Source organism: Salinivibrio sp. IB643, from assembly GCF_001996105.1.
In the GTDB taxonomy this organism is placed as follows: Bacteria; Pseudomonadota; Gammaproteobacteria; order Enterobacterales; family Vibrionaceae; genus Salinivibrio; species Salinivibrio costicola.
On sequence record NZ_MUFF01000021.1, the window covers coordinates 25,590 to 50,476 of the forward strand.

Consider the following 24,887-nt stretch of genomic DNA (forward strand, 5'->3'; position numbering starts at 1 on the left):
ATGATGCCATTAACCGATCAACAATTAGATTCGCTAACACTGGCAGAAGGGGCTATCAGCCTCAACCATGCCATTGACGCGTCGATCGACGCTCATCAAGTGAAGGCCTCTCTCGATCGTCTCGCGGATGAAGCGGAGCATCAGCTCGGCGCCGAGCCCGATATGGCGCTGCGTCTTGAGGGATTATGCCGTCTTTTTTATCGCCAATGGCAGTTTAAAGGCGATATCGAGCAGTACTTTTCTTCCGATAATGTCTTTTTGGATAAAGTCTTAGCGCGTAAAACCGGGATCCCCGCTTCACTGGGGGCAGTGTTTTTATACCTCTGTGAGCGCTTATCTTTACCCGTTCAACCCATCGCTTTTCCTAGTCAATTAGTGTTGAGAATTGATCAACTGGATAACGCTCCTGTGTTTATTAACCCCTTCAATGGCGAACGTGTGAGCCAACGTACTTTACGCGGCTGGTTAAAAGGGAGCCAAGGGCCGCTGGCGGAGCTTGAAGATTCACACTTATTGCCGAGCGACAATCCAACCATTATTGGTCGTTGGCTGACGGTGGCCAAAAGTGCTTTATTACGCGAAGAAAAGTACGCCCTGGCACTGCGTTGTAGTGAGCTTGCGTTGACCTTTAGCCCAGACGATCCTTACGAAATTCGTGATCGTGGTTATATTTTTCAGCAGTTGGATTGCGATCGCGTAGCGGCGACCGACTATGAATATTTTATTGAGCAGTGCCCGGACGATCCGGCCGCTGAGCTGTTAAAAATGCAAGTGAAAGCGCTTAACGAAGAGCAACCGACGTTACATTAATGCGTGTTAACGCATGATAAAGGATACCCCTATGACGCAAAAAACCGTCCATATTGGCGATACACCTGTTGCGAATGATCGCCCGTTCACCTTGTTTGCTGGCATGAATGTGCTGGAGTCACGTGATTTAGCGATGCAAATTTGTGAGCATTACGTCAAAGTGACTGACAAACTTGGCATTCCTTACGTCTTTAAAGCATCGTTTGATAAGGCGAATCGCTCCTCGGTGCACTCTTACCGTGGCCCAGGGATGGAAGAAGGGTTAAAGATTTTTGAAGAGCTCAAGCGTACCTTTGGTGTCAAAGTAATCACCGATATTCATGAGCAATACCAAGCTGCGCCCGTGGCGGAAGTCGCCGACGTGATTCAGTTACCGGCGTTTTTGGCTCGCCAGACCGATTTGGTCGAAACCATGGCCAAAACTGATGCGGTGATTAACGTGAAAAAGCCTCAATTTATGAGCCCGGGGCAAGTGGGCAACATTGTTGATAAATTTGCTGAGTGCGGCAACGAGAAGGTGATTTTGTGTGAGCGTGGTAGCTGCCATGGTTACGATAACCTGGTCGTTGATATGCTGGGTTTTGATGTGATGAAAAAAGCCTCAAACGGTAGCCCAATTATTTTTGATGTGACCCATGCGCTCCAGTGTCGCGATCCGCAAGGCGCTGCATCCGGCGGCCGTCGTCAGCAAACCGTTGATTTAGCACGTGCAGGTCTAGGCACTAAAATTGCTGGCTTGTTTATCGAAGCGCACCCAGACCCAGATAATGCCCGTTGTGATGGCCCCTCAGCCCTGCCGCTGAATAAACTCGAGCCTTTCCTCGCGCAAATGAAAGCCCTGGATGACGTCATTAAAAGCTTTGAAGATATCGATATTCGCTAACGAAGACGCTGCCAATGGGCAGCGTTTTTTGCATAGAACAAGGGCTAGATACAACGCAATGGACTGTGGCACTTTTCGCGTAATGTACAGAACAACAATACGAAGGTATGTACTTTTATCTCTGCTGTACCTACTTGGTAGCACTATGGTCTGGGCTCAAGATACAGTAAGTGAGCCAAGGCCTAAAATCGCTTTAGTCTTAGGTGGCGGCGGGGCAAAAGGTGCGGCACATGTTGGGGTTCTTGAGGCATTAGAACAACTGCGTGTCCCCGTAGATATCGTCACTGGAACGAGTATGGGCGCATACGTAGGTGGGCTTTATGCGATGGGCTTACCGCTGGATCAGCTAAAAGCAAAAGTATTAGGTATAGATTGGTCAAAGGGGTATAGAGATAAGGTAGAACGCTACCAGCGATTCAATCAAGATAAAGCATATTATGACCGGTTTAATATTAACCCAAACCTCGGCTTAGATGGGTCAGGTTTTAGTGCGTCTGCTGGCATACTACAAGGGCATCGGTTACGTGAAATATTACGTCAGTCGACCAATCATCTCCACAGACTTGAGCATTTTGATCAACTACCTATCCCATATCGTGCGGTGGCGACTGATATTGTCAGCTTTGAGCCCGTTATACTGAAACACGGTCATATGGCTGATGCCATGATGGCTAGCATGGCAGTACCGGGTGTGCTTCCTCCTTTTTTTTACCAAGATAGGCTATTAGTCGATGGTGGAGTTATTAACAATCTCCCTGTCAATGTTGCAAAAGACTTAGGCGCAGACATTATTATAGCCGTTGACATTAGTACGGACTATGCGAGTAAAGATGAACTTAAATCCTATATTAATGTTGCCAGTCAGCTCACTAACTATTTAGTGAGGCAATCGACAAAAGAACAGCGTGAGGCCATGAGTGAACATGATATTGTTCTACGTCCAGACATAGGTGATATGGAAACAAACGAGTTTTATCGTATGGAGGAGGCGTATGATAAAGGAATACTAATAACCCAACAAAACAAGGATGCTTTGGCCCGTTTTTCCATTACCGAAAAAGAATTCGAGCAATATAAATTAAGCATCGAAGACAAGAGTAAGCGACTAAACTACGGGCTAGAAGACAAGGCTTACGCCTATGAAGTGCATAATCAAACTCGATACAATGATGATGTTATTAAATCTTTGATTATGCCCGATAAGCATGCATCTGAAACAATAAGAAATATTGAAGAGAATGTAGAAAACCTTTATGCACTCGATCGGTTTTCTAGTGTTGATTATCGATTAGTTGAACGCCAAGATGATGTACTCGCCAGCTATACGGTTGAAGAAAAAGCATGGGGCCCTAACTACGTTAATTTTAACATATTTTTTGAAGATGATTTCTCTCTTAATAACAAATATATGTTAGGGGTGTCGAGTGTGTCCGCTCCATTCTCAGATCCGAGAGCAAATGTTAAATTCAACATGGAGTTAGGCTCTGATACGCGTATTGACTCACAGTTTGAATGGCCTATTACTTTGATGCCATCTATTTATACAAGGGCTGGTGGTTATTATGAGACTCAAAAAAGGAATATATCTTCTGATGAAATCATGAGTCAATATGGTATCAGTGAAGTTTATGAATACATCCCTGTTGATATTTCACGCTGGCGCTGGGATTTTTCTTTAGGTGCTCATTTTAGCAGGGATAAAAATATAGAGTTAGGGGGGCGATTTATTGATGGAGGAATTAACCTTCCGAGCTATGTAGGTAAAAAAGATATACATTATGAAAGGTATGGGGTATTTGCCAACTATCGAATTGATACACTAGATAGCTACACCTTTCCCTCTTCCGGTATGTATCTTGATGCGGAAATATTTTTTTCGCAGGATAGTATACAGCAACAGAATCGGCAAACGTTTGATGCGGTGAAAGATATTACTCTTGATGGGCGTATGGCACACAGCTTTAAAAAACATACAGCGGTGTATAAATTATTGTATGAATCTTTAGAAAGCGATAATGCCACCACGCCGATAGAGCTGAAAAGTATCGGTGGTTTTTTAAATCTCTCCGGGTTACCTAAAGATGAGCAAGTAGGGCAAAACAAACTACTGAGTATGATCAATTATCGGTACACTTGGTTCGAAAATGATTTTGGTTTGTTTTCCACGCCTGTTTATCTTGGGGCTTCGTGGGAGTATGGCGGTGTATGGTCAGACAATGATGTAGAAGTATGGGATGCGCCACTGATCCACGCGGGGAGTGCTTTTGTTGGTATCGAAACACCGGTCGGCCCGGCTGCGATTGCATTCGGAAAAACAAGTCATGGAGATCAGCAGTTTTACTTCACAGTTGGTGCGTCTTTTTAAGCTTACGAAGCGTAACTGTTATCGGAGATGAGAGCCTCCTTCAGCGATGTCATGTGAAGTGTTCTTTTATATGGATGTTTAGACGTCTATTTGTTGACTGGACGGCTAGAGGGCTGTAATCTTGTTGACAGTTTTATAAGAGGTATAACAAAACTGCCATGACAACATCAGCAAACACCACACCGAAGCCTTCTGCGCTTGCACTGCTTCCCCTGATTTTATTTTTAATCCTTTTTATTGGATCGGGCGTGTATTTTACCTTAGAAGGCGTCGACTACGCCTTTTATCAATTGCCTGCACACGTCGCGATTTTACCCGCGGTAATCTTGGCCATTGGCCTAAGCCGTGAGCGCCTGAATACGGCCATTGAGCAGCTCATTCGTGGCATGGGACATGGTGATATTATTGCCATGTGTTTAATCTATTTGCTGGCTGGTGCGTTTTCTTCGGTGGCAGATGCAACCGGGGGCGTGGAAGCCACGGTTAATCTCGGGTTAGCGCTGATCCCCGAAAGCCTTATTCTGCCGGGCTTGTTTGTGATTGCGGCGTTTATTTCCACTGCAATGGGCACCTCGATGGGCACCATTGCCGCGCTTGCACCTTTTGCATTGAACATGGCCACTGCAACCGGTCAATCGCCCGCTGTCATGGCAGGTGTATTGCTGAGCGGCGCGATGTTTGGCGATAACTTATCGTTTATCTCTGATACCACAATCGCGGCCACGCGCTCACAAGGCTGTAGCATGCGTGACAAGTTTAAAGAGAACGTTGGCATTGCCATTCCTGCTGCCATCGCTGCGATTATTTTGTTTGTATTCAATAATCAAAGTGCGCCAGTTGAGGCACCTGAGAGCATTAACTATCTGGCGGTTGTGCCTTACCTTTCGATCATTGTATTGGCACTGGCGGGACTAAACGTGTTTGTTGTCCTGACTTCAGGTATTTTGCTGGCGATGGGCGTGGGTCTGATGAGTACGCCTGACTTTACCTTGATGACCTTTAGCCAGGAGGTCAAAGACGGCTTTGCCAGCATGCAAGAAATCTTCGTACTCTCGTTAATGATTGGTGGTATTGCTGAGTTAATGCGTAGCCAGGGGGGATTGAGCTTTCTGACTCAAACGGTGAATAAAATGATTGCCCGTTTTCAGAAAAACCAAGGTCAGCATCATTCTCGTGCGAGCGAGTTTGGCATCGCCCTGTTAGTGTCTTTCGCCAACTTGTGTACCGCCAATAATACCGTGGCCATTGTCGTATCGGGCCAAGTCGCTAAAAACATTGCGACTGAGCATTCGGTACCGGCTAAGCGAAGTGCGAGCTTGTTGGATATCTTTTCATGCGTGGTGCAGGGCTTGATCCCTTATGGCGCACAAATCCTGTTAGTCGGCGCAAGCTTTGGGCTGTCTCCTTTAGTGATTGTCAGCCATTCTTACTACTGTTTCTTTTTAGCCGCGTCTGCCTTAATTGCTGTCAGCAGTCGGCACTGGAGGCAAGCGCGCCGCGCGTAACCGCCATTGAATAAAACCACGGCGCCGTCTTCGCTTGTCTCATTCGATAAGCAAAGGCTGCGTCGTAATGTAATGGCTTAGAGTCTTGGCTCTAGAAATTTTGCCCCGATCACCAAAGTCAGTAATTTTGGATATCGTATAGTGATCATTGCAACAAAAATATGAAATGGCTCAGCGCTGTAGCAACAATTCTTTTAGACTAGACAGCGTTTTCTAACCACCGACAATGATGTCGATGGTGGTTTATCCCTCGCTAAAAAGGTCTATGATCATGAAGGAACGTCTTTGTTTAAAGGCAGCGGTTAGTGCTGCGTTAATTGCATCATTGGCAGGGTGTGCCAACTCAGGCTCTGAGACACCAGAGCAAGGTTGGGCGCCAGATACCACTTATAAACTCACCATTCTTCATACCAACGACAATCACGGTCGTTTCTGGCACAACCGCTATGGCGAATACGGCATGGCCGCGCGCAAAACGCTGATCGATGAGCTGCGTACAGAAGCACAAGCAGAAGGCAGTGAAGTGCTACTGCTATCAGGCGGTGACATCAATACCGGTGTCCCAGAGTCTGATCTACTCCACGCGGAGCCGGATTTTAAAGGGATGACGCGCATCGGTTACGACGCCATGGCGATTGGTAACCACGAGTTTGATAACCCATTGAGCGTGCTTGAAAAGCAAATGCAATGGGCCGACTTCCCAATGCTGTCTGCCAACATTTACGATAAAGAAACGGGCGAGCGTAAATTCCAGGCCTACGAGATGTTTGAGCGCAATGGCCTAAAAATTGCGGTTGTCGGTCTGACCACAGAAGATACCGCGAAAATTGGTAACCCTGAGTACATCGGCTCGCTTGATTTCCGTGATCCGAAAGCAGAAGCGAAAAAAGTGATCGCCAAGCTCAAAGAAACCGAAAAGCCGGATATCATTATTGCGGCAACCCATATGGGCCACTATGCCGATGGCAAAAGCGGTGTAAACGCCCCAGGTGATGTGGCGTTGGCGCGCTATATGGATGATGGCGACCTTGACCTTATCATCGGCGGCCATTCACAAGAGCCGGTTTGTATGGAAGGACCGAACACGTATAACGAGAGTTTCGAGCCCGGTGATGCATGTACCCCAGACCAGCAAAACGGCGCGTGGATCATGCAAGCCCATGAATGGGGTAAATACGTCGGTAAAGCCGAGTTTGAATTCCAGAATGGCGATTTAAATCTTGTCAGCTACGATCTTATTCCTGTGAACCTGAAAAAGAAAATCAAGGTTGATGGTGAGAGCCAGCGCGTCTTTATTCAAGATGAAATCGCAAAAGACCAAGCTTTGTACGACTTCTTGAAGCCATACCAAGACAAAGGTCAAGAGAAGCTCAACGTTAAGATTGCTGAGAGTAACGGCAAGCTAGAAGGCGATCGTGATGTGGTGCGCTTCCAGCAAACCAACCTAGGCCGCTTAATTGCTAAGTCGCATATGGAACGCGCTAACGCTGACTTTGCGGTGATGAATTCAGGCGGTGTGCGTGACTCTATTATCGCCGGTGATATCACTTACAAAGACGTGCTTAAAGTACAGCCATTTGGCAACATGGTCACTTACACCGACATGAGCGGTAAAGAAGTGATGGATTACCTCAATGTGGTTGGCACCAAACCCGCAGACTCTGGCGCGTATGTCCAATTTGCCGGCGTTTCAATGGTGGTTGAAAACGGCAGCGTTCACGATGTGAAAATTGGCGGCGAACCGATTGATATGGAAAAAACCTATCGCTTTACCGTGCCAAGCTTTAATGCGGCCGGCGGTGACGGTTATCCAAAACTGACTAACCACCCAGGTAACGTCAACACAGGTTTTGTCGATGCGGAGGTGCTTAAAGACTACCTTGAAGCAAACAGCCCCATCGACGTCAACGATTATGCGCCACAAGGTGAGATTGTTTACAAATAAAACCGGATAAAATGGCGATAAAGATAAAGCGGCACCGATGCAGTGCCGCTTTTTTTATGTAATGATAATGCGGTGTTGGAGTAGTAGAGAAACATTATGACGCCAGCAATAAAATTGGCAGAAAAACAGGGAATTGCCTTCTCGGTTCATCAATATGCGCATGATCCAAATAATCCAAATTTTGGCGATGAAGCGGTTCAAGCGTTGGGGCAGGATCCGGCCCGAGTCTTTAAAACCTTATTGTTTTGTATCAATGGTGACAGTAAACAGCTGGCCGTTGCTATTGTGCCGGTAAAAGGAAGCTTAAACCTTAAAGCCGCCGCAAAAGCCGCGGGCGGGAAAAAAGCAACCATGGCCGACCCTCAGGTGGCACAACGCGCAACCGGATACCTTGTCGGTGGCATCAGTCCGCTCGGACAGAAAAAGCGTCTACCGACGTTTTTAGATGCCTCAGCAAAACAGTTTTCAACCCTGTGCGTTAGCGCGGGCCGTCGCGGTTTAGAAATTGAACTGTCCCCGGACGATCTGATGACGTTAACCGCGGGGCAGTATGCCGCGATTGGCGAGTAAAAAAGAGGATAAACAAGCATGACATTGACCATTTGGGCATCGTTAGCCTTAGTTTGTATGCTGGGAGCGATGTCACCAGGGCCCAGCTTGGTGGTGATGGCAAAACATAGCCTCGCTAACAGCCGCCTACATGGCATTGTCGCCTCATGGGCCCATGCGTTTGGTGTTGGCCTGTATGCGTTAATTACCATGTTAGGGTTAGCGGTTATCTTTAAACAATCGCCTATCTTGTTCACGATTATCGCCTACGCAGGGGCGGCATATCTCGGTTGGTTAGGGATCAAATCACTCCTGAGCAAAGGCGGCGTCGCGGCAAAGCTAGAGGCGGGCAAAACCGCAAGCCTTAGCGAAGCGGCGCGTGATGGCGCGATGATTTCCATGCTAAACCCTAAACTGGCGCTCTTTTTTATTGCCTTATTCAGTCAATTCGTCGCAGTAGGGTCTGACTTATTCAGTCGCAGTGTGATTGTGCTAACCCCGTTATTGATTGACGGGCTTTGGTATACATTGGTGGCATTTTTGCTCTCAAGCCCCACCATTGTTGACAAAATCCGTCATCGTGGCGCTTGGATTGACAAGCTGTCAGGGGTGGTTTTAATCGCGCTGGCAATACGCGTGGTATTTACGCTGCAGTAAAGCAGTAAAGCAATAAAGCAAAAAGACTGGCAACTCGCCAGTCTTTTTGTTGTTCAGGCACGGTGACTGAGATGCCGTTCGCGGGTTTCTAACTTTTTCTCTTGGCTCTTTTTGAGCATCACATACAGCGCACCCGAGCCGCCTTGATGCCGCAGAGCAGAATGAAAGCAGAGCACGTCAGAAATTTGTTGCAGCCACTGGCAGACATAGCTTTTCATCATTGCCGGTGGGTTGCTCCTTTCGCCTTTACCGTGAACGATAATCACGGTACGCACGTCCATTCGTTGGCACTGCTTTAGGAAGCGGAGAATTTCATCACGGGCTTTTTCCAACGACATCTTGTGCAGATCAAGCCGAGCATTAATGTCATATTTACCCAAGCGTAGCTTGCGAAAGACCCCGTCTTGCACGCCATCCCGCTTATAAGCCATGACGTCGTCGGGTTTAACCATGGTGGCATAATCCAGTGATAGATACTCAGGATCACTGTGAGCTAACCTTTGCGCTGCGTACTGACGGGCAAGTTGCGCTTCAGTCGGCGAGTGTGGTCCGGCTTGGTCCTCAACCGTGTCCTGTTCGATTGGCGCCACGTCAGACATCATTTCTCGGAATAGCTCAAATTCGTTTTTATCACTCATCACTACAGGGCCATCTACGTCGTGGAGTCATTTGGGACAGTATAAACGAAAATAAAAAAAGAAACCTAGCGCCACACTCTGTGACCAACCGTGTAACACTAGGTTAAGCAAGTTTGCTTAAAGATAGGTAGGCAATAAAACAGGTTATTGAGGTTTAGATGTCATCACTTTGTAGACAAAATAGCCGCCAAAGAAACTGATCAGGGCAAATGTACAGATGATGACAATCATGGATGACAAGCCCACGGCGTTGCCGAAAAGTAGATCAAGCCAAAAGTCCATAGTCTGTACCCTCGTGTCCGTTAATGTAGGGTCAGAATGCCAATAGGAACTGTGTTGAATACTGATCAAGATCAATAGAAATGTCGAACAATTTATCAACACTTGTTAACAACGATGCGATCACAATTTGCTCGCAACTGATGCGACTTTCACCGTTTAACTGAGAGGGGAGAAAAAATACGTGATTAGGGCTTGAGGTTTCGTGATGCTTGAGTATGATAGGCGACCTCAGCACGGGGATGCATTTGATCGCATAGCTCTGTGCTTGACAAGACGAACATCAGTTCGTAAAACTTGTCATATGTCGGTGAATAGCGCAGTTTGGTAGCGCATCTGGTTTGGGACCAGAGGGTCGGGGGTTCGAATCCCTCTTCACCGACCACTATTCAGGTAGTGGAGAGCGTATTTGGTCGGGGGCCGGGAGCCCGGTCGCATCAAATCCCTCTTCACCGACCACTATTCAGGTAGTGGAGAGCGTATTTGGTCGGGGGCCGGGAGCCGGTCCAATCGAATCCCTCTTCACCGACCACTATTTTAAAACTGAGTAATCTAAGGTTACTTGGTTGACGTAAAAAGTATTAACGGTGAATAGCGCAGTTTGGTAGCGCATCTGGTTTGGGACCAGAGGGTCGGGGGTTCGAATCCCTCTTCACCGACCAACTCAAAACCCCAGCCTTTTGGCTGGGGTTTTTTCATTTCAAAATGGAGCATCGGAGTTATGCTTGCAGAGGGTCGGGGTCCGGAAGCCCGGTCCCGCGGGGGCCGCCCCATCAAATCCCTCTTCACCGACCAACGCAAAACCCCAGCCTTTTGGCTGGGGTTTTTTCGTTTTCTCGGTCCAGCACTTAAGGCTTAGGGTAGTGCTGGAATGCTTGGGTATTGCCTGCCTTATCAAACGCCATGACCGTATAAGGCTGTTGACGATCGCCGTATTCCATACCTGGTGAGCCAATCGGCATGCCTGCAACGGCCAGTCCTTCTAACCCCGTATTGGTGGCCAGGAGCTTTTTCACCTCTTGGGCAGGAACGTGTCCCTCAATCACATAGCCATTAATACGTGCGGTATGACATGACTGCATATCAGCTGGGACGCCCATGTCTTGCTTGACTGACGCCATGTTGTCATGCGGTTTTACCTCTAGCTCAAAGCCGGCTTGCTCCATATGCTCAACCCAATCGTCGCAGCAGCCACAGCTGGGGGATTTATACACCACACCGCTCGCGGCCATCGCCGAGGCACTCATTAGGCCCACTGTTGCTACAAGTAGTTGTAAACGCTTCATTATCGCTCCTTGTTACTTATCGTCTGATTTTATTTTGAAAAAACGTAATCGGTTTGCATTAGTCACCACCGTGATCGAAGAGAGCGCCATTGCGCCACCCGCGATCACCGGACTGAGCAACATGCCGGTAAAGGGGTAAAGGATGCCGGCAGCGATCGGGATCCCCAAGGTGTTGTAGATAAAAGCCCCAAAGAGATTTTGTTTCATGTTACGTACCGCGGCTTGAGATAGCCCAATGGCGTCTGCCAAGGCGCCAAGGTGTTGGTGCATCAGCGTAATTTGCGCGCTTTCTATCGCAATATCGCTGCCGCTGCCCATCGCCACACCGACATCGGCTTGCGCAAGTGCCGGCGCATCATTGATACCATCACCGACCATGGCAACGCATTTACCTTGCTGTTGGAGAGACTGGATTTGTTCCGATTTTCCATCAGGCAGCACACCGGCAATAACGTGATCAATACCTAGCTGACGGCCAATGGAATTGGCGGTATCTGGGTGGTCGCCAGAGAGCATGATCACCTCAAGCCCCTGTTGTTGCAGGCGAGCGATCGCGTCTATGGCATCATCACGAATCGGATCACTGACACCAATCAGCGCTTGTACGCTGTCCGCATTGGCAAGGTAAATCGCGGTTTCGCCACGCTGAGTCATGGCGTCGATATCGGTTTGGTGGGCGTCAGTATCTATCCCTTGTGCCTGCATCCAAGCTTGGTTGCCGATGTAGTAACGTTCACCCTCGATCTTGGCCTGGATCCCTTTGCCAGATTCATTGTTAAAGTCATTTGATGTCGGCAACGACAGTGTCTGCTGCTTGGCATAGCCAACAATCGCTTGGGCCAATGGATGCTCGGAGTGTTGCTCCAGTGAGGCAGCAATTGCCATGAGACGCTCTTGGTCGCCGTGAATAGCATTCACATGCGTGACTTCGGGCTGGCCGCGGGTCAGTGTGCCCGTTTTATCAAACACCAAGGTGTGCAGTTTTGCCGCGGTTTGCAGCGCATCAGCATCACGGATTAAGACCCCGACTTCGGCGGCGCGACCCACCGCAGCGGTAACGGATAGAGGGGTCGCCAAGCCAAGCGCGCAGGGGCAGGCGATGATCAACACCGTGGTCGCGGTGACCAGCATGTAGCTGACCGACGGCTCTGGACCGACAAAATACCAGATAGCCGCGGTAACAATGGCAATGGCGACCACGATAGGCACAAATACCGCTGAAATACGGTCGGCAAGCTTCGCCAGTTCAGGCTTACTACTTTGCGCTTCGCGCACCAAATCAATAATACGTGCCAACATGGTATCGCTGCCCACACCGGTAGCTTTAAAGGTTAAGCCACCTTTTTGGTTTACGGTCCCGGCATGAAGCGTGTCCCCCGCTGTTTTATGAACAGGCACAGGCTCACCGGTCAGCATGGATTCGTCGATATAGCTGCTGCCATCAACCACTTCACCATCAACCGGTACCTTAGCGCCAGGTTTAACCCGCAGTGTCATTCCCTGTTTCACTTCATCAAGTGGACGCTCTGTTTCTTGTCCGTTTTCAATGACTAAGGCTGTGGGTGGCTGTAAATCAAGTAATTGGTCGAGTGCTTTAGACGTATTGGCACGGGCGCGCGCTTCAATCGCATGGCCTAAGCTAATCAAACCAATGATCATGGCTGAGGCTTCAAAATACACATGACGGGCTTGCTCTGGGAATAATGCAGGCGCGATGACCACCGCGGTGGAATACAGCCACGCGGCACCGGTACCGAGCGCCACCAACGTATCCATGGTGGCACGTTTGTGCATCAGCGCTTGCCAGGCATTGGCAAAGAAGTGACGGCCACCGGTTGCAAGAAGTAAGAGGGTTACCACCGCAATGGCGCCCCACGCCCACTGATCTTGGCTCGATTGAATGGTCATACTGCCACCGAACACGCCCCAAGCCATTAGTGGCGCCCCCAAGCCTAAGCCCGCGAACGTACTGCGTTTAAAGTTTTTTAGCTCGTTGGCTTGCTGGGTTTGCTGGCGCTCACGTCGATCATTATCGTCTTCGACTTTTTCCGCGCCATAGCCAGCGTTTGCTACTGCCGCAACAATGGCGTCTGACGATGCACTGCCTTTAACAATCGCGCTACGCTCGGCTAGGTTAACGCTCACGTTCGCCACGCCATCCACACCGCTAATCGCGTTTTCTACGCTTTGCACGCAGCTTGCGCAGGTCATACCGGATAATACGTATTGCTGACGGCTGGCCTTGCTTGAATCTGCAGGATTATCGACCGAGGATGACTTGGCTTCCGATGCTTCTGATGCTTCTGATGCTTCTGAGGTTTCTGGATTCGCGTTACGTGCGTCTGTCTGCGCTGGTGATTCGTTGTCAGTGCTCACGTTTGCGTCATTATCAGATGCGTGTGCCGCTTGATAACCCAGCTGGTGGATAATCTCAATTAGTGCATCAGCACTCAAGCTCGTGTGCACCTCGGCATGGGTTTTACTGACGGCGTGTGTAAACACGGTGGGCTGCTCGTCCAATGCTGCTTCTACTTTAGCGACACAGCGGCCACAGTTTAAGCCACTTAACGTGAAATGATGGCGGTAGCCGACATGATAGCCAAGCGATTCAATTGCTGAGACGGCTTGGCGAAGAGAATATTGTTCGCTTTCGCCCCAGGTCTCAAGCGAGAGTGATTGGGTATCAACGTCCTCAATGCGAACGCCGTCGATATCCTCGAGCGCTTTCGTCACTTTTTTCACACAGCCTTGGCAGCTTAGGCCACTTAACGGCAGTGTGTAATAGGTGATCTTGGTGTCGGTCGTCGTCATTGCCTCTCCTTGATAGCCTCTCATCGTGAGATGTTGGCGGTTGTCGCAATTTCAGTTAAGCTAAACTGTAAACCTTATAGTTACTGGAAGGTCAAGCGACGAATATGAAAATTCAACAAGTGGCCGAAAAAACCGGTTTAACCAGCAAAACCATCCGTTTTTATGAACAAAAAGGGCTGATCACCCCGCCGCATCGTGCCGATAATGGTTACCGGGATTACGGCGAACAGCATGTCAGTGAGCTACAAATGATTCGCCGTGCACGGCTGGTGGGTTTTACATTAGATGAGAGTGGCGATTTATTGGCGTTATCGCGCGATCCGTCTTTGCGTAGTGCCGATGTCAAAGCGCGAGCAGAGAGTAAACTGGTTGAAATTGATGAAAAAATCGCAGAGTTGGCGGCGATGAAAACCACACTGCATGCCTTGACTCAGGCTTGTCCGGGCGATGGTGACGCGCAGTGTCCGATTATCGAAGCACTGCGCGGTGACAGTGAGCTAGGCGATTTAAAAGCCGATGCCACAAGTTGTTGTGCATCGGGGACCTAATCGCCAGCAGTCAATTAAACGATCAGTAAAGCAGTGAATAGAGCTGGCGGCGATAGCGTGAGGCGATCTCGTTGCCTTGGCCGAGTGCTGCCAAAATATCCATGAAGGTTTTCTTGGCTTCACCGTCGGCGTAATTAAGATCGCGACGCAAAATACCCATCAAGAGTTCAAGCGCATCTTCACTGCGGTTAATGTGATTAAACTGCAAAGCCAGTTCGTACGCGACACCTGCATCCCCTGGATTTTCTTCAAGCGCCGCTTGCAGGCGTCGAATTTCGGGGCCATCTGCGGCTTGATGGTGCAATTCAATTTTTGCGATCAATGACTTATAAGTCGCGTCTTGATCTTGCAGCAAAATGGTCTCAAGAATGGCTTGTGCGGCATCAAACTGGTGGGTTTCTACCAAGCATTCTGCAAGGGCAAGCTTGTATTCCGCTTTATCGCCAAGGCTGGACTCCAGCGGCTTAATGATCACAAGCGCATCGGTATAATTGCCCTCTGCCATTAACTGGCGCGCCTGATCAAAGGCTTGGCTCTCTTGACTAGGTAAGTGCTTATCAAGCATTTCGCGCACTGTGTCGTAGTTTTGTGGGCCAGCTAAACCGTCCACTGGCTGACCATCTTTGAACAATGCCAGCGTTGGAAGCGCACGGACACCGAATTGGGCGGCAATCATTTGTTGCGCTTCACAATCAATGGTTGCAAGGGTAAAGGTGCCATGACTGTCGTGAGCAATTTGTTCGACGGTGGGTTTTAGCTCCACGCTTTCGGGCATCATATTGGCCCAAAAGTAAATCAGCACAGGCGTACGTGACGATGATTCGAGAATTTGCTGAAAATTATGCTCGGTTAATTCGACGATATAGTTTGCGTTCATCATGGATCCTGACGATATGGATTTTCACTAAGGGTGGGGGCAAACGCGCAGAAATTCAAGCAACTGGCCCTGTAATTGCGTGTTTAAACTCGATGGAATGTGCAAAGCCGACAAGGGGGCGAGAAACGAAAAAGCCACCTTTTGGTGGCCTATTTCGTCGGTCTGCAAACAAGCGACGCTTTAACAATAACACGTGCGGGTTAGAACAAGAGCACCACGCACAATGCGACGCTCAAGCAGAGCCAGTTTAACTGATGTAAGGTCATCCGCCGGCTCCTGTTGTTGTGTTTTTCTTTATAATGCTACCTGTTAACAAGAAGGCCCCGTTGCCCAAAGCCTTTGTTGTCATTACCGATTAGATTAGCCCACCTCTATGACAAAAGTATGACAAATGAGGCAGTCAGCACATTTTTTACCGCGACGGCTTATTGTTGCATTAACTGCCTTTGAGCAAGACCCGATCCAGCCAACGGCTAGGGAGCAGTCGCTTGAGAATCGCCATCCATACGGTGGGTTGAGTGACGCGATAACGCACCTTGGGGCGAGGCGAGAACAAGGCATGCGTCAGTGGCGCAACCAGCGCGTCGGCGGGTAGGGTATATTTGTTGCCGCCTTCGTCTGCAGCAAGACGGTTGATTTGGCTTTGATAGGCTTGCTGGTGGCGACTTTTATTCGGGTCGACCCAGTGTTTAAAGGCGCTGAGCGCATTGGCACGAAACGCTGTTTCAATCGGGCCAGGCTCAATCAAGCTCACCTTAATCGGCGTATCGCTCAACTCTAAACGCAGGGTATCGGTCCAGCCTTCAAGCGCAAATTTACTCGCATTGTAGGCTCCACGGTATTTGAGCGCGACAATGCCAAGCACCGAGCTGTTTTGCACAATCCGTCCCCCGCTATGACTGAGCAGCATCGGCAATAAGGCTTGGGTTAAATGGTGCCAGCCAAATACATTGGTCTCAAACTGAGCGCGCAGCGCGTCGGTGGGCAAATCTTCCAGCGCGCCAGGTTGGCCGTAAGCGCCATTATTAAAGAGGCCAAACAAGACCCCACCGGTCATTTCATCAATCGTGGCCACCGCGCGATCAATACTGTTGCTGTCCGAGACGTCTAACTGAATGCAGGTTAATCCTTGTTGCTGCAACCGTGTGACATCCTCCGCTTGTCGGCAGCTTGCGATCACCGTGTGGCCCTGAGCATGCAAGGCGTTGGCACAGGCAAAACCGATCCCTGTTGAACAACCGGTGATAAGGATCGCGTTTTTTAAAGGGGTGGTGGCTGTCATCGTTATCCCTATTGGTTGATTATTGTTGATTAACTGTCAGGCTGTGACAGATACGGTACCAGTTGCTCTGCCATAAACTCGGCAATCCATTTTTGGGCGGCCGGCATCGGGTGAATGCCATCATCACGCATCCATTCAGGCTTTTGGATCACAGACTCCATAAAAAAGGGCAGTAAGGGGGTTTGTGTTTGCTCTGCCAGTGTAGGATAAATATCAGCAAACCCTTGCGCATAGCGCTGGCCGTAATTGGGCGGGATCTGGATTTGTACTAACAGCGGCTTGGCATCGCCCGTATGTGCCTGATTGATCAATTGCTTAAGGTTGTCTCGTATACGGTTGAACGGCCAACCCCGCAGGCCATCATTGCCGCCGAGCTCGATCAGCACCCACTCAGGTTGGTGGCGCTCAAGCAGTTGCGGCAAACGTTGTAGGCCATTGCCTGTGGTGTCACCCGATATACTGGCATTGATCACCTTAACATCTAGGTCGCGATCTTGCAGCGCGCGCGGTAGCTTGGCAGGCCAGGCTTGTTCAGCTGCCATTTGGTAGCCAGCGCTTAGGCTATCACCGAGGACGAGGAGCGTTTGTGCACTGGCACTGCTCACCCACAAAAAACACAACAAAGTAAGGATGCGTAACATGGCCTCTCCTGTTATTCGAGCCGAAAAAATTGCAAAACATGTCGTGACACGCGAACAGCCGCTTACCATTTTGCAGGATGTCTCGCTACAAATCGAGGCGGGTGAGTCGATTGCATTAATGGGCGTGTCGGGCGCGGGAAAATCGACCCTTATGACCTTGCTTGCCGGGTTAGATACGCCCAGTGAAGGCGAAGTCGATCTGCTCGGGCACAAGCTTTCCACCTTGGACGAAGATGCCCGTGCCGCCCTGCGCGCGGAATCGGTAGGGTTTGTGTTCCAAAGCTTTCTTTTAGTGCCATCACTGAATGCATTAGAAAATGTGATGCTACCACTGACCATTCGTGGCGAAAACGAAGACGAAACCCGCGCCAAGCAACTGCTGGCTTCGGTAGGATTGCAAGGACGGGAAACACACTTACCTTCACAGCTCTCTGGCGGCGAACAACAGCGTGTTGCCCTCGCGCGCGCCTTTATTATCCGCCCGCACGTGTTATTTGCCGATGAGCCAACCGGTAACCTCGACCAAAAAACCGCCGCAACCATTATTGATTTACTGTTTGAGCTGAATGAAAAGCATGGCACTACCTTGGTGTTGGTCACTCACGATCCGGCGCTGGCCAAACGCTGTCAGCGTACCTTGATGATGGACAGCGGCAACCTACAGGAGCACGTCAATGGCGAGTAATAATGGACTGCTTAACCGCTGGGCGTGGCGAGAGCTTTTGCATGGACAGATATGGCCGGTGGCGGTGGCGCTGGCGCTGATTATCACCTGCGTGTTCGCGCTTTCCGCATTGGCCGATCGGATTGAAAACGTCCTCACCCAACAAGGGCGCAACCTGATTGCTGCTGATACCGTACTAAGCACGCGCCAGCCTATAAACACCGAGCAAATTGAGACCTTTAAACAAGCGGGCACCACGGTATCAGCACAAACCCGCTTTGGCACCATGGCGTTCAGCGAACAAAACATGCAGCTGGTGAGCGTGAAAGCGGTGGATAGCCTCTATCCGTTGCGTGGCGATCTGGTGTTGGAGCAAAATGGCCAAGCCCTAACGGGTGATCGACGCATTCAGCCCGGTGAGCTATGGCTGTCTGAGCGGGTGTTTAGTTTGCTCGATGTTAAACCGGGCGATAAGGTCTCGATTGGTAATCTTGATCTGAGCGTCAGTGGCACCTTGGCCGCCGAGCCAGAGCTGTCGTTTAATCCTTTTAGCCAAATGCCTGCGGTGATGATGCACCGTGATGATGTGCCTGCCGCCGGCGTGGTACGCGAAGGGAGCCGGGTACGTTATCGCTACTTCTTAACCGGTGATGAGCCAAGTTTAAGTGCCGCAAGGGACAGCTATACGCTGCAAGACGGCGAGCGCTGGGTGGATGAAAACACCTCTGATCGTACTGGCGATATGCTGGATCGCAGCCGTCAGTACTTGTCGTTAACCGTGGTGCTGGTGATTGTGATGGCCGCGGCCACCTTAACGCTCACGTGTCAGCACTATGCCAAAAGTCGCGCCGATTTGGTGGCGATGCTAAAAAGTCTGGGCGCCAGTCAGCAGTGGGTGCGGCGCTGGTTAGCGCGTCAGCTGACCTTATTGTTTGTGTTAGCGACCGTGGTGGGCTTAGGCGCCGGCTACCTGTTGGAAGTGCTCCTGCGTTTACCACTAACCGATGTATTGCCCTCACCGCTGCCCAGTTACGGCTGGGTGCCCTGGGTGCTCGCGCCAGGGGTTGCCTTGCTGGTGGCATTACCTGCACTGGGCGTGCCATTGCTGAAATTACTGGATGCGCCCGCGTTGGCAGCCGTGCAATCGCAGGCTGGCAGCGGGCGGCATCGTCGTGGTACCGCCGCTATCCTGATAGCGATTCCGGTTGGCGCGCTTGCGCTGTGGGCGTTTGATAACACCTTATTATGGAGTGTGTTAGCGGCGATGGCAGCGATGATCGTGCTGCTCGCATTGGCTGGCTTGGGCCTGCTCAAGCTGGTGAAATCGCGCGTACGCGCGCCGTCGGTGAAATTGGCCCTCAGCCGGATCACCCGCAACAAGCTCGCCAGCAGTGTTCAGCTTGGCGCGCTAGCCATTTCCTTTATGCTGTTGGCGATCATCTGGCTGCTGCGTACCGATTTGCTCGCCGATTGGGGACGGATGCTGCCGCCCGATGCGCCCAATGTGTTTGCCATGAATATTGCACCAAGTGCGCAACAAGACTACGTGGGAGAGCTCGACCAAGCCAGCTTGATGCGATCCGATGCGTATCCGATCGTGCGCGGCCGGTTAGTGGGCAAAAATGGCGAGCGCTACCAGGTTTCCACCGATGAAGCCGAGCGCGATGAAGCCGATGAAGCGCTGCGCCGAGAGCTTAACTTTACCTGGCGTGAAACCTTGCCTTCGCATAATGAGGTGCTTGCGGGCGACTGGCCAACCGAAAATGGCGTCTCGGTGGAAGCGGATATTGCCGCGCGTTTAGGGATTGAGATTGGCGACAGCCTCACCTTTAGCGTCACCGGCCAAGACTTTACCGCCACGGTCAACTCGATTCGTGAAGTCGAATGGCGCAACATGCGGCCTAACTTCTACTTTATTTTCGATCGTGACACACTCGCCGACAAACCGGCCAACTGGTTGGTGAGCTTCCGGCTTGATGAATCACAAACGTCATTGCTCAATCGGTTGGCGCGGGAATACCCAACCGTCACGCTGCTCGATTTACGCACCATGAGCAGTCGTATTCAATCGATTTTGCGTCAAATTGGCTTGTCGCTCTCTGTGTTGGCAGGGCTGGCGGTGATCAGCGGCTTGCTACTGCTGCTGACCTTGCTGCGTATCAGCCTGAGCGAACGCCAGCAGGAAATTAACCTCTACCGTACCTTGGGGGCCAGCCGCACCCGTATTCAACGCACTCTGTGGAGTGAGTATGGGGTGATGGCTTTGGTGTCGGGGTTAATGGCGGTGCTTGGCGCTGAAGCGGCGATGGCAGGGCTGCTCAAATGGGGCTTTGAAATGGAAGTACGTTTGCATCCCGAGCTTTGGGCGGTGCTACCGGTGTTAGCAGTGGGGTTGGTGTTTGTCACCGTCGCCTCAATGCTGGGTAAACTGATTGACCCGCAACGGCGTTAACACGGTGCGGGTGTAAAGCATCCTCGTTTTACACATAACAAAGCGGGTATCAAGAAAATTGATACCCGCTTTTTTGTATCAAACGTCCAGCAAAACCTGGCCAGTAACACGCTTGTGCGAAAGGCAAAAAGTGCTATTTAAACAGTGACTGCATCGCCTCTTCCACCTTGGGGTGCTGGAACTCAAAGCCTGAATCTTCTAACGCATGCGGCAAGGCGCGCTGGCTATCGAGCAACAAGTGCGAGGCTTCGCCCATCATGGTTTTGATCGCGAGTGTGGGAACAAAGAACACATGCGGGCGTTTTAAGGCACTGGCGAGCGCCTGGCTAAACCGTTTATTGGTCGCCGGCTCCGGGGCGGTGCAGTTAAACGGCCCTTTGAGCTCAGGCTTGGCCAATAGATAGATAATGGCACCGACCATGTCATCAATATGAATCCACGGCATATATTGCTGCCCTTTGCCGATCGGGCCACCGAGCCCAAGCTTGTACGGCAGCATCATCCGCTTCAACGCGCCCCCCTCGGCGCTTAACACCACGCCGGTGCGCAGCAAACACACTCGGGTGTTGGTTGAGGCGCCTTTCAGTGCAATTTTCTCCCACTGATGACACACGTGCTGGGCAAAGTCATCGGCATGAACCATCAAAGTTTCATCAAAGGCGCGATCTTGCTGATCGCCGTAATAGCCCACCGCCGAGCCACTAATAAAGGTGTGAGGTGGCGTGCTGCTGGCATRAATTTTTTCAACCAGCTTTTCGGTTAGCCCCCAGCGGCTGGTACAAATAATCCCTTTTTGTTGCTCACTCCAACGTTTATCGGCGATAGGTTCACCGGCCAAATTAATCACGGCATCAAAATCATTCAGATGCGACAAATCATCGAGCCGCTCCAGCGGTGTCACACTATTGGCAAAACATTGCGTCACTTTTTGCACCGACCGAGACAGCACGGTGACTTGATGCTCAGAGAGTAATCGCGGAATCAGCGCCTGACCTATCAGGCCAGTGCCGCCGGTAATAAGAATCTTCATGCCTGATGTCCTAAACGTGTTGTTGTAATCCCTAACTGTAACGCTAAGAGGGTTTTAGACTTAGCGCAAGTGATTGCTTTGCATCCTGATACGTACCGCAACCAAAATCGGTTGGATCGCGCAGTTTTTTACTCTGCTTCTCGCACCCTGGTTTGGGAGTGTTAACATAAATAGGCACATAAACACCGTGTTTACCGTTAATACGCAAGGAGTCATGTCGCCTACATGCAAGCGTTATTCAAATCATTGCTGGGAAGCTTTCGTGACCTATTACCCATTATCTTGGTGATTGGCTTTTTTCAGGTCATTGTGCTGCAACAACCGCTGCCCAACTGGATCTCAATTACCTTTGGCTTGGTGCTCGTGGTGGTGGGGCTGACCTTATTTGTATACGGCTTAGACATGGGGCTATTTCCAATTGGCGAATCCATGGCACATTCGCTGGCCCACAAAGGCAGTTTAGGATGGTTAATTGCGTTTGCCTTCCTACTTGGCTTTGGCACCACCATTGCCGAACCCGCGCTCACTGCGGTGGCGGCGGAAGCGGCAGATGTCGCCGCCAATGGCGGCATGATAAAAACCAGCGAGGCAGCCAAAGACAACTACGCCAATGGCCTTAGGATCACAGTGGCGCTTTCGGTTGGGTTTGCGATTGTGCTGGGCGTGGTGCGAATTATGAAAGGCTGGCCGATCCACCGTTTAATCATTGGCGGCTACTTGCTGGTGGTGGCAATGACCATGGTCGCTCCGCCGAGCATTATCGGCATTGCCTACGACTCGGGTGGGGTGACCACCTCGACCATCACGGTGCCATTGGTCACCGCGCTTGGCGTGGGGCTGGCGACCGTGATCAAAGGGCGTAACCCCATGGTGGATGGTTTTGGCTTAATTGCTTTTGCTTCTCTGTCACCGATGATCTTCGTGATGGCCTACGGCATGGTGGTGGCATGAACAATCCACTCACTTTGTTTCTCGACACCTTTTTCTCCACCGTGCGCGATGTGATCCCGATTATCGTGATCATCTTTGGCTTTCAGCTGTTTGTATTACGCAAAGCGCTCAACAACCCCAAACGGATCTTTCTCGGTTTTTTCTATGTGATTTTGGGCTTGAGCCTGTTTTTAATGGGGCTGGAGCTGGCGCTATTCCCGCTGGGATCGTCGATGGCCGAGCAGCTGACCGCTCCCGATTTTGTCGGCGCAGTGCTCAAAGCAGGCGGCGAGATCGACTGGCAAGCTTATTACTGGGTGTATCTGTTTGCGGCGGCGATAGGTTTTAGCACCACAGTGGCCGAGCCCTCATTAATCGCGGTGGCGATCAAAGCCGCCAAAGTCTCGGGCGGGGCGATCCGGGTAAACGGTTTACGCGCCTCGGTGGCGCTTGGCGTGTCGATGGGGATTGCCCTAGGGTGCTATCGCATTGTGGTGGGCGATCCGCTCCATTATTACATCATCACCGGTTATGTGGTGGTGGTGATCCAAACCTATTTTGCCCCGCCGTTTATCGTGCCTTTGGCCTATGATTCTGGCGGGGTCACCACCTCAACCGTGACCGTGCCCTTGGTGACGGCGCTGGGGCTGGGGCTAGCCTCTACCGTACCGGGAAGAAACCCGATGCTCGATGGGTTTGGCTTAATTGCGTTTGCCAGTTTGTTTCCGATGATTACCGTGATGGGCTATGCCCAAATCACAGCCTATTTACAAAAAAAGCACGCACAGCGTTCATCGTAAGGAGAGCCTATGCGGTTCAAATTAATTATGGCGTTTATTGAAGATGCCAAAACCGATGCGGTGCTCGATGCCGCAAGAAAAGCCGGCGCCACCGGCGCGACCATTATTAACAACGCACGTGGCGAAGGCTTGGTTCAGAAAAAAACCTTTTTAGGCCTCACGCTGGATGTACAGCGAGACGTGGCTATCTTCCTGGTGGAAGAGCACCTGGCGCGCGCCATACTCGAAACCATTAATGACGTGGGCGAGTTCGATGCCACGCCTGGCAGTGGCATCGCGGTGCAAATTGATGTGGAAGATGCCGTGGGCGTGGCCCACCAAATGCAAGAATTAACCGAAGTGGTGAAGGACGAGTTATGAAACAACATAAAACGGTCAGAGATGTGATGCATGCCAATGCCGTGTGTATTGATGGGCTCACCACGGTCGAAGAAGCGATCCGCATTGCACGCCAAGAAGATGTCAAAGCACTGATTATTAATAAACGCGATGATAGCGACGAGTTCGGCTTGGTGTTAATGAACGACATTGCCAAAAAAGTGCTCGCCAAAAACCGCGCGCCATCACGGGTGAATGTTTATGAAATTATGACCAAACCCGCGCTTAGCGTCTCCCCCGATATGAATGTGAAATACTGCGCCCGTTTATTCGAACGCTTCGGCATCAGCCGCGCCCCCGTGATCGAAAACGGCCAAGTCCTCGGTATGGTCAGTTATAACCTGATCGTGATCTACGGCATGCTCGCGGAAGAAGTAGAGAGCCAGAATCGGAAGGATTAGGGGGCTAGGTGGTTTTGGGGGGAGTGGGGCTAGCTGATTTGTGCCCCATTGCTGGATAGACCTTTTACTCATTCATATCCTGTTCATGGGGTTTTACCTTACTAAAAGTTATCCATTCTTCTAATGCTTTTCGTTGTGAATCCCTGTGTTGTATTACGGGGAAAATTTCATCATCCCTCAACGGTTTGTTACGAAAATAATTTTTACCAATGTAGCTTATTAAATATGCTACGTGTTCATATGGGCCTGTGATAGTATTCACACAACTATATAAAAATAAAGGTATTTTATGTCTACTTGGAAATCGGCTTATGAAGCCTTGGATGATCTTTCAGAGTATAAGGATAATGCTCTTGGTTTGTTTGCTCTAGGGTTGAAGTTCGGTTTGGATGACCTCGCTAGCATTGGTGTTGACGCTATTACCGATGGTTCAGATGACAAAAAACTCGATATCGTTTATATCAATTCAGAAGAAGGCTATGCAGTAATTGGTCAGTGCTATTGCTGTAGTAAGGATAAAGAAACGGCACCCGCAAATAAAGCTAGTGATCTAAACACAGGCTTAGCTTGGTTACTTCAAAGAGATATCAATGATGTTCCAGAACGTATTAGGTCTGCGGCGATAAATCTAAGACAAGCGATATCGGATGGCAAGATCAATACAATTCATATTTGGTATGTACATAACCTCCCAGAATCTGGTCACGTTGAGAACGAACTAGTTACGGTCCAACATACAGCTAACACCATCCTAGAGCAGGAGTTCGGGGGAAAAATTACCGTTTCACACAAAGAAGTAGGTTCTAATACAATTCAAGAGTGGTATGAAGACTGCAAAACTCCAATCTTGATCAATGAAACTATTGTGCTAAATACAATTGGTGGTTATGAAATCTCAAGCGAAGGGTGGTCGTCTTACTCTACCGCAATCCAAGCTCGAGATTTAGCTCGTCTTTATAAAAAACATAAAACTAAGATATTTTCAGCTAATATTAGAGATTATTTGGGATCAAGAAAGGCTGATTCAAACATAAATAATGGTATTAAAAAAGCAGTTGAACACGATGTGGGGAACTTTTGGGCTTATAACAACTGTAGTGGCATAGTGAATTTGGCCACCTGATTAGAGGTGTTAAGATACGCCTCATAGCATGAC

Annotated in this window: 23 protein-coding genes and 2 tRNA genes; 17 read left to right on the forward strand and 8 right to left on the reverse strand. The window is 50.0% G+C overall.

The window, feature by feature from the left end:
- From BZG77_RS10115 to BZG77_RS10145, 7 genes are all read left to right on the forward strand, one after another.
- Complete coding sequence (locus tag BZG77_RS10115) at positions 1-810, forward strand: SirB1 family protein (protein ID WP_077647146.1); 810 nt, start codon at positions 1-3, stop codon at positions 808-810.
- A gap of 31 nt (positions 811-841) precedes the next feature.
- The gene (gene kdsA / locus BZG77_RS10120; RefSeq protein WP_077647147.1) at positions 842-1,693 is read left to right on the forward strand and encodes a 3-deoxy-8-phosphooctulonate synthase; all 852 of its coding nucleotides are present in this window, start codon (positions 842-844) and stop codon (positions 1,691-1,693) included.
- Positions 1,653-4,058 (forward strand): patatin-like phospholipase family protein, encoded by a 2,406-nt coding sequence (locus BZG77_RS10125; RefSeq protein WP_077647148.1) that lies wholly within the window; start codon positions 1,653-1,655, stop codon positions 4,056-4,058. Before kdsA ends, BZG77_RS10125 begins: the two co-directional genes overlap by 41 nt.
- A 158-nt stretch (positions 4,059-4,216) precedes the next feature.
- Complete coding sequence (locus BZG77_RS10130) at positions 4,217-5,563, forward strand: Na+/H+ antiporter NhaC family protein (RefSeq protein ID WP_077647149.1); 1,347 nt, start codon at positions 4,217-4,219, stop codon at positions 5,561-5,563.
- A gap of 271 nt (positions 5,564-5,834) precedes the next feature.
- Positions 5,835-7,508: a bifunctional UDP-sugar hydrolase/5'-nucleotidase UshA gene (gene ushA / locus BZG77_RS10135; protein WP_077647162.1), complete on the forward strand. Its 1,674-nt coding sequence runs from the start codon at positions 5,835-5,837 to the stop codon at positions 7,506-7,508.
- Between the two features lie 96 nt (positions 7,509-7,604).
- Positions 7,605-8,078 (forward strand): Cys-tRNA(Pro) deacylase, encoded by a 474-nt coding sequence (ybaK, locus tag BZG77_RS10140; RefSeq protein ID WP_025744494.1) that lies wholly within the window; start codon positions 7,605-7,607, stop codon positions 8,076-8,078.
- A gap of 18 nt (positions 8,079-8,096) precedes the next feature.
- The gene (locus BZG77_RS10145) at positions 8,097-8,714 is read left to right on the forward strand and encodes a LysE family translocator (protein ID WP_077460070.1); all 618 of its coding nucleotides are present in this window, start codon (positions 8,097-8,099) and stop codon (positions 8,712-8,714) included.
- 53 nt (positions 8,715-8,767) lie between these two features.
- Here BZG77_RS10145 and smrA read toward each other — a convergent pair whose 3' ends face one another.
- On the reverse strand, positions 8,768-9,352 hold the full coding sequence (gene smrA / locus BZG77_RS10150; protein WP_025744495.1) for a DNA endonuclease SmrA: 585 nt from the start codon (positions 9,350-9,352) through the stop codon (positions 8,768-8,770).
- Positions 9,353-9,496: 144 nt separating this feature from the next.
- Positions 9,497-9,634 carry a DUF3149 domain-containing protein gene (locus BZG77_RS10155; protein WP_025675231.1) on the reverse strand — a complete coding sequence of 46 codons (138 nt, stop codon included), beginning with the start codon at positions 9,632-9,634 and terminating at the stop codon, positions 9,497-9,499.
- A gap of 305 nt (positions 9,635-9,939) precedes the next feature.
- On the opposite strand from BZG77_RS10155, the gene BZG77_RS10160 reads away from it, so the two are divergent.
- Together BZG77_RS10160 and BZG77_RS10165 are read left to right on the forward strand one after the other, a co-directional pair.
- Positions 9,940-10,016, forward strand: a tRNA-Pro gene (locus BZG77_RS10160).
- Positions 10,017-10,216: 200 nt separating this feature from the next.
- A tRNA-Pro gene (locus tag BZG77_RS10165) sits at positions 10,217-10,293 on the forward strand.
- Between the two features lie 186 nt (positions 10,294-10,479).
- On the opposite strand, the gene BZG77_RS10170 is transcribed toward BZG77_RS10165, so the two are convergent.
- Together BZG77_RS10170 and BZG77_RS10175 are read right to left on the reverse strand one after the other, a co-directional pair.
- On the reverse strand, positions 10,480-10,917 hold the full coding sequence (locus tag BZG77_RS10170; RefSeq protein WP_077460072.1) for a DUF411 domain-containing protein: 438 nt from the start codon (positions 10,915-10,917) through the stop codon (positions 10,480-10,482).
- A 12-nt stretch (positions 10,918-10,929) separates the two neighbouring features.
- Complete coding sequence (locus BZG77_RS10175) at positions 10,930-13,728, reverse strand: cation transporter (protein WP_198532408.1); 2,799 nt, start codon at positions 13,726-13,728, stop codon at positions 10,930-10,932.
- Positions 13,729-13,832: 104 nt separating this feature from the next.
- On the opposite strand from BZG77_RS10175, the gene cueR reads away from it, so the two are divergent.
- The gene (gene cueR / locus BZG77_RS10180) at positions 13,833-14,276 is read left to right on the forward strand and encodes a Cu(I)-responsive transcriptional regulator (protein ID WP_077647151.1); all 444 of its coding nucleotides are present in this window, start codon (positions 13,833-13,835) and stop codon (positions 14,274-14,276) included.
- 22 nt (positions 14,277-14,298) lie between these two features.
- Here cueR and BZG77_RS10185 read toward each other — a convergent pair whose 3' ends face one another.
- From BZG77_RS10185 to tesA, 3 genes are all read right to left on the reverse strand, one after another.
- Positions 14,299-15,153: a co-chaperone YbbN gene (locus BZG77_RS10185; RefSeq protein WP_077460075.1), complete on the reverse strand. Its 855-nt coding sequence runs from the start codon at positions 15,151-15,153 to the stop codon at positions 14,299-14,301.
- A 436-nt stretch (positions 15,154-15,589) separates the two neighbouring features.
- The gene (locus BZG77_RS10190; RefSeq protein WP_077647152.1) at positions 15,590-16,435 is read right to left on the reverse strand and encodes an SDR family oxidoreductase; all 846 of its coding nucleotides are present in this window, start codon (positions 16,433-16,435) and stop codon (positions 15,590-15,592) included.
- 29 nt (positions 16,436-16,464) lie between these two features.
- The gene (gene tesA, locus BZG77_RS10195; RefSeq protein ID WP_077647153.1) at positions 16,465-17,076 is read right to left on the reverse strand and encodes a multifunctional acyl-CoA thioesterase I/protease I/lysophospholipase L1; all 612 of its coding nucleotides are present in this window, start codon (positions 17,074-17,076) and stop codon (positions 16,465-16,467) included.
- Here tesA and BZG77_RS10200 point away from each other — a divergent pair.
- Positions 17,075-17,761 carry an ABC transporter ATP-binding protein gene (locus BZG77_RS10200; protein ID WP_077647154.1) on the forward strand — a complete coding sequence of 229 codons (687 nt, stop codon included), beginning with the start codon at positions 17,075-17,077 and terminating at the stop codon, positions 17,759-17,761. The genes tesA and BZG77_RS10200 overlap by 2 nt on opposite strands.
- The gene (locus BZG77_RS10205) at positions 17,751-20,192 is read left to right on the forward strand and encodes an ABC transporter permease (protein WP_077647155.1); all 2,442 of its coding nucleotides are present in this window, start codon (positions 17,751-17,753) and stop codon (positions 20,190-20,192) included. The genes BZG77_RS10200 and BZG77_RS10205 overlap by 11 nt, the downstream gene beginning before the upstream one ends.
- Before the next feature lie 133 nt (positions 20,193-20,325).
- On the opposite strand, the gene BZG77_RS10210 is transcribed toward BZG77_RS10205, so the two are convergent.
- Complete coding sequence (locus tag BZG77_RS10210; RefSeq protein WP_077647156.1) at positions 20,326-21,222, reverse strand: TIGR01777 family oxidoreductase; 897 nt, start codon at positions 21,220-21,222, stop codon at positions 20,326-20,328.
- Between the two features lie 225 nt (positions 21,223-21,447).
- Here BZG77_RS10210 and BZG77_RS10215 point away from each other — a divergent pair, with 225 nt between their 5' ends.
- The 5 genes from BZG77_RS10215 to BZG77_RS10235 all read left to right on the forward strand — a co-directional run bounded on the left by BZG77_RS10215 (position 21,448) and on the right by BZG77_RS10235 (position 24,854).
- The gene (locus BZG77_RS10215; protein ID WP_077647157.1) at positions 21,448-22,173 is read left to right on the forward strand and encodes a DUF1538 domain-containing protein; all 726 of its coding nucleotides are present in this window, start codon (positions 21,448-21,450) and stop codon (positions 22,171-22,173) included.
- On the forward strand, positions 22,170-22,952 hold the full coding sequence (locus BZG77_RS10220) for a DUF1538 domain-containing protein (protein ID WP_077647158.1): 783 nt from the start codon (positions 22,170-22,172) through the stop codon (positions 22,950-22,952). The genes BZG77_RS10215 and BZG77_RS10220 overlap by 4 nt, the downstream gene beginning before the upstream one ends.
- A gap of 9 nt (positions 22,953-22,961) precedes the next feature.
- On the forward strand, positions 22,962-23,312 hold the full coding sequence (locus tag BZG77_RS10225; RefSeq protein ID WP_077460082.1) for a P-II family nitrogen regulator: 351 nt from the start codon (positions 22,962-22,964) through the stop codon (positions 23,310-23,312).
- A complete protein-coding gene (locus BZG77_RS10230) occupies positions 23,309-23,731 on the forward strand; it encodes a CBS domain-containing protein (protein ID WP_077647159.1) in 423 nt (140 codons plus the stop codon). The genes BZG77_RS10225 and BZG77_RS10230 overlap by 4 nt, the downstream gene beginning before the upstream one ends.
- Positions 23,732-24,020: 289 nt before the next feature.
- Positions 24,021-24,854: an AIPR family protein gene (locus BZG77_RS10235; protein ID WP_077647160.1), complete on the forward strand. Its 834-nt coding sequence runs from the start codon at positions 24,021-24,023 to the stop codon at positions 24,852-24,854.
- The last annotated feature ends 33 nt before the right edge of the window (positions 24,855-24,887 follow it).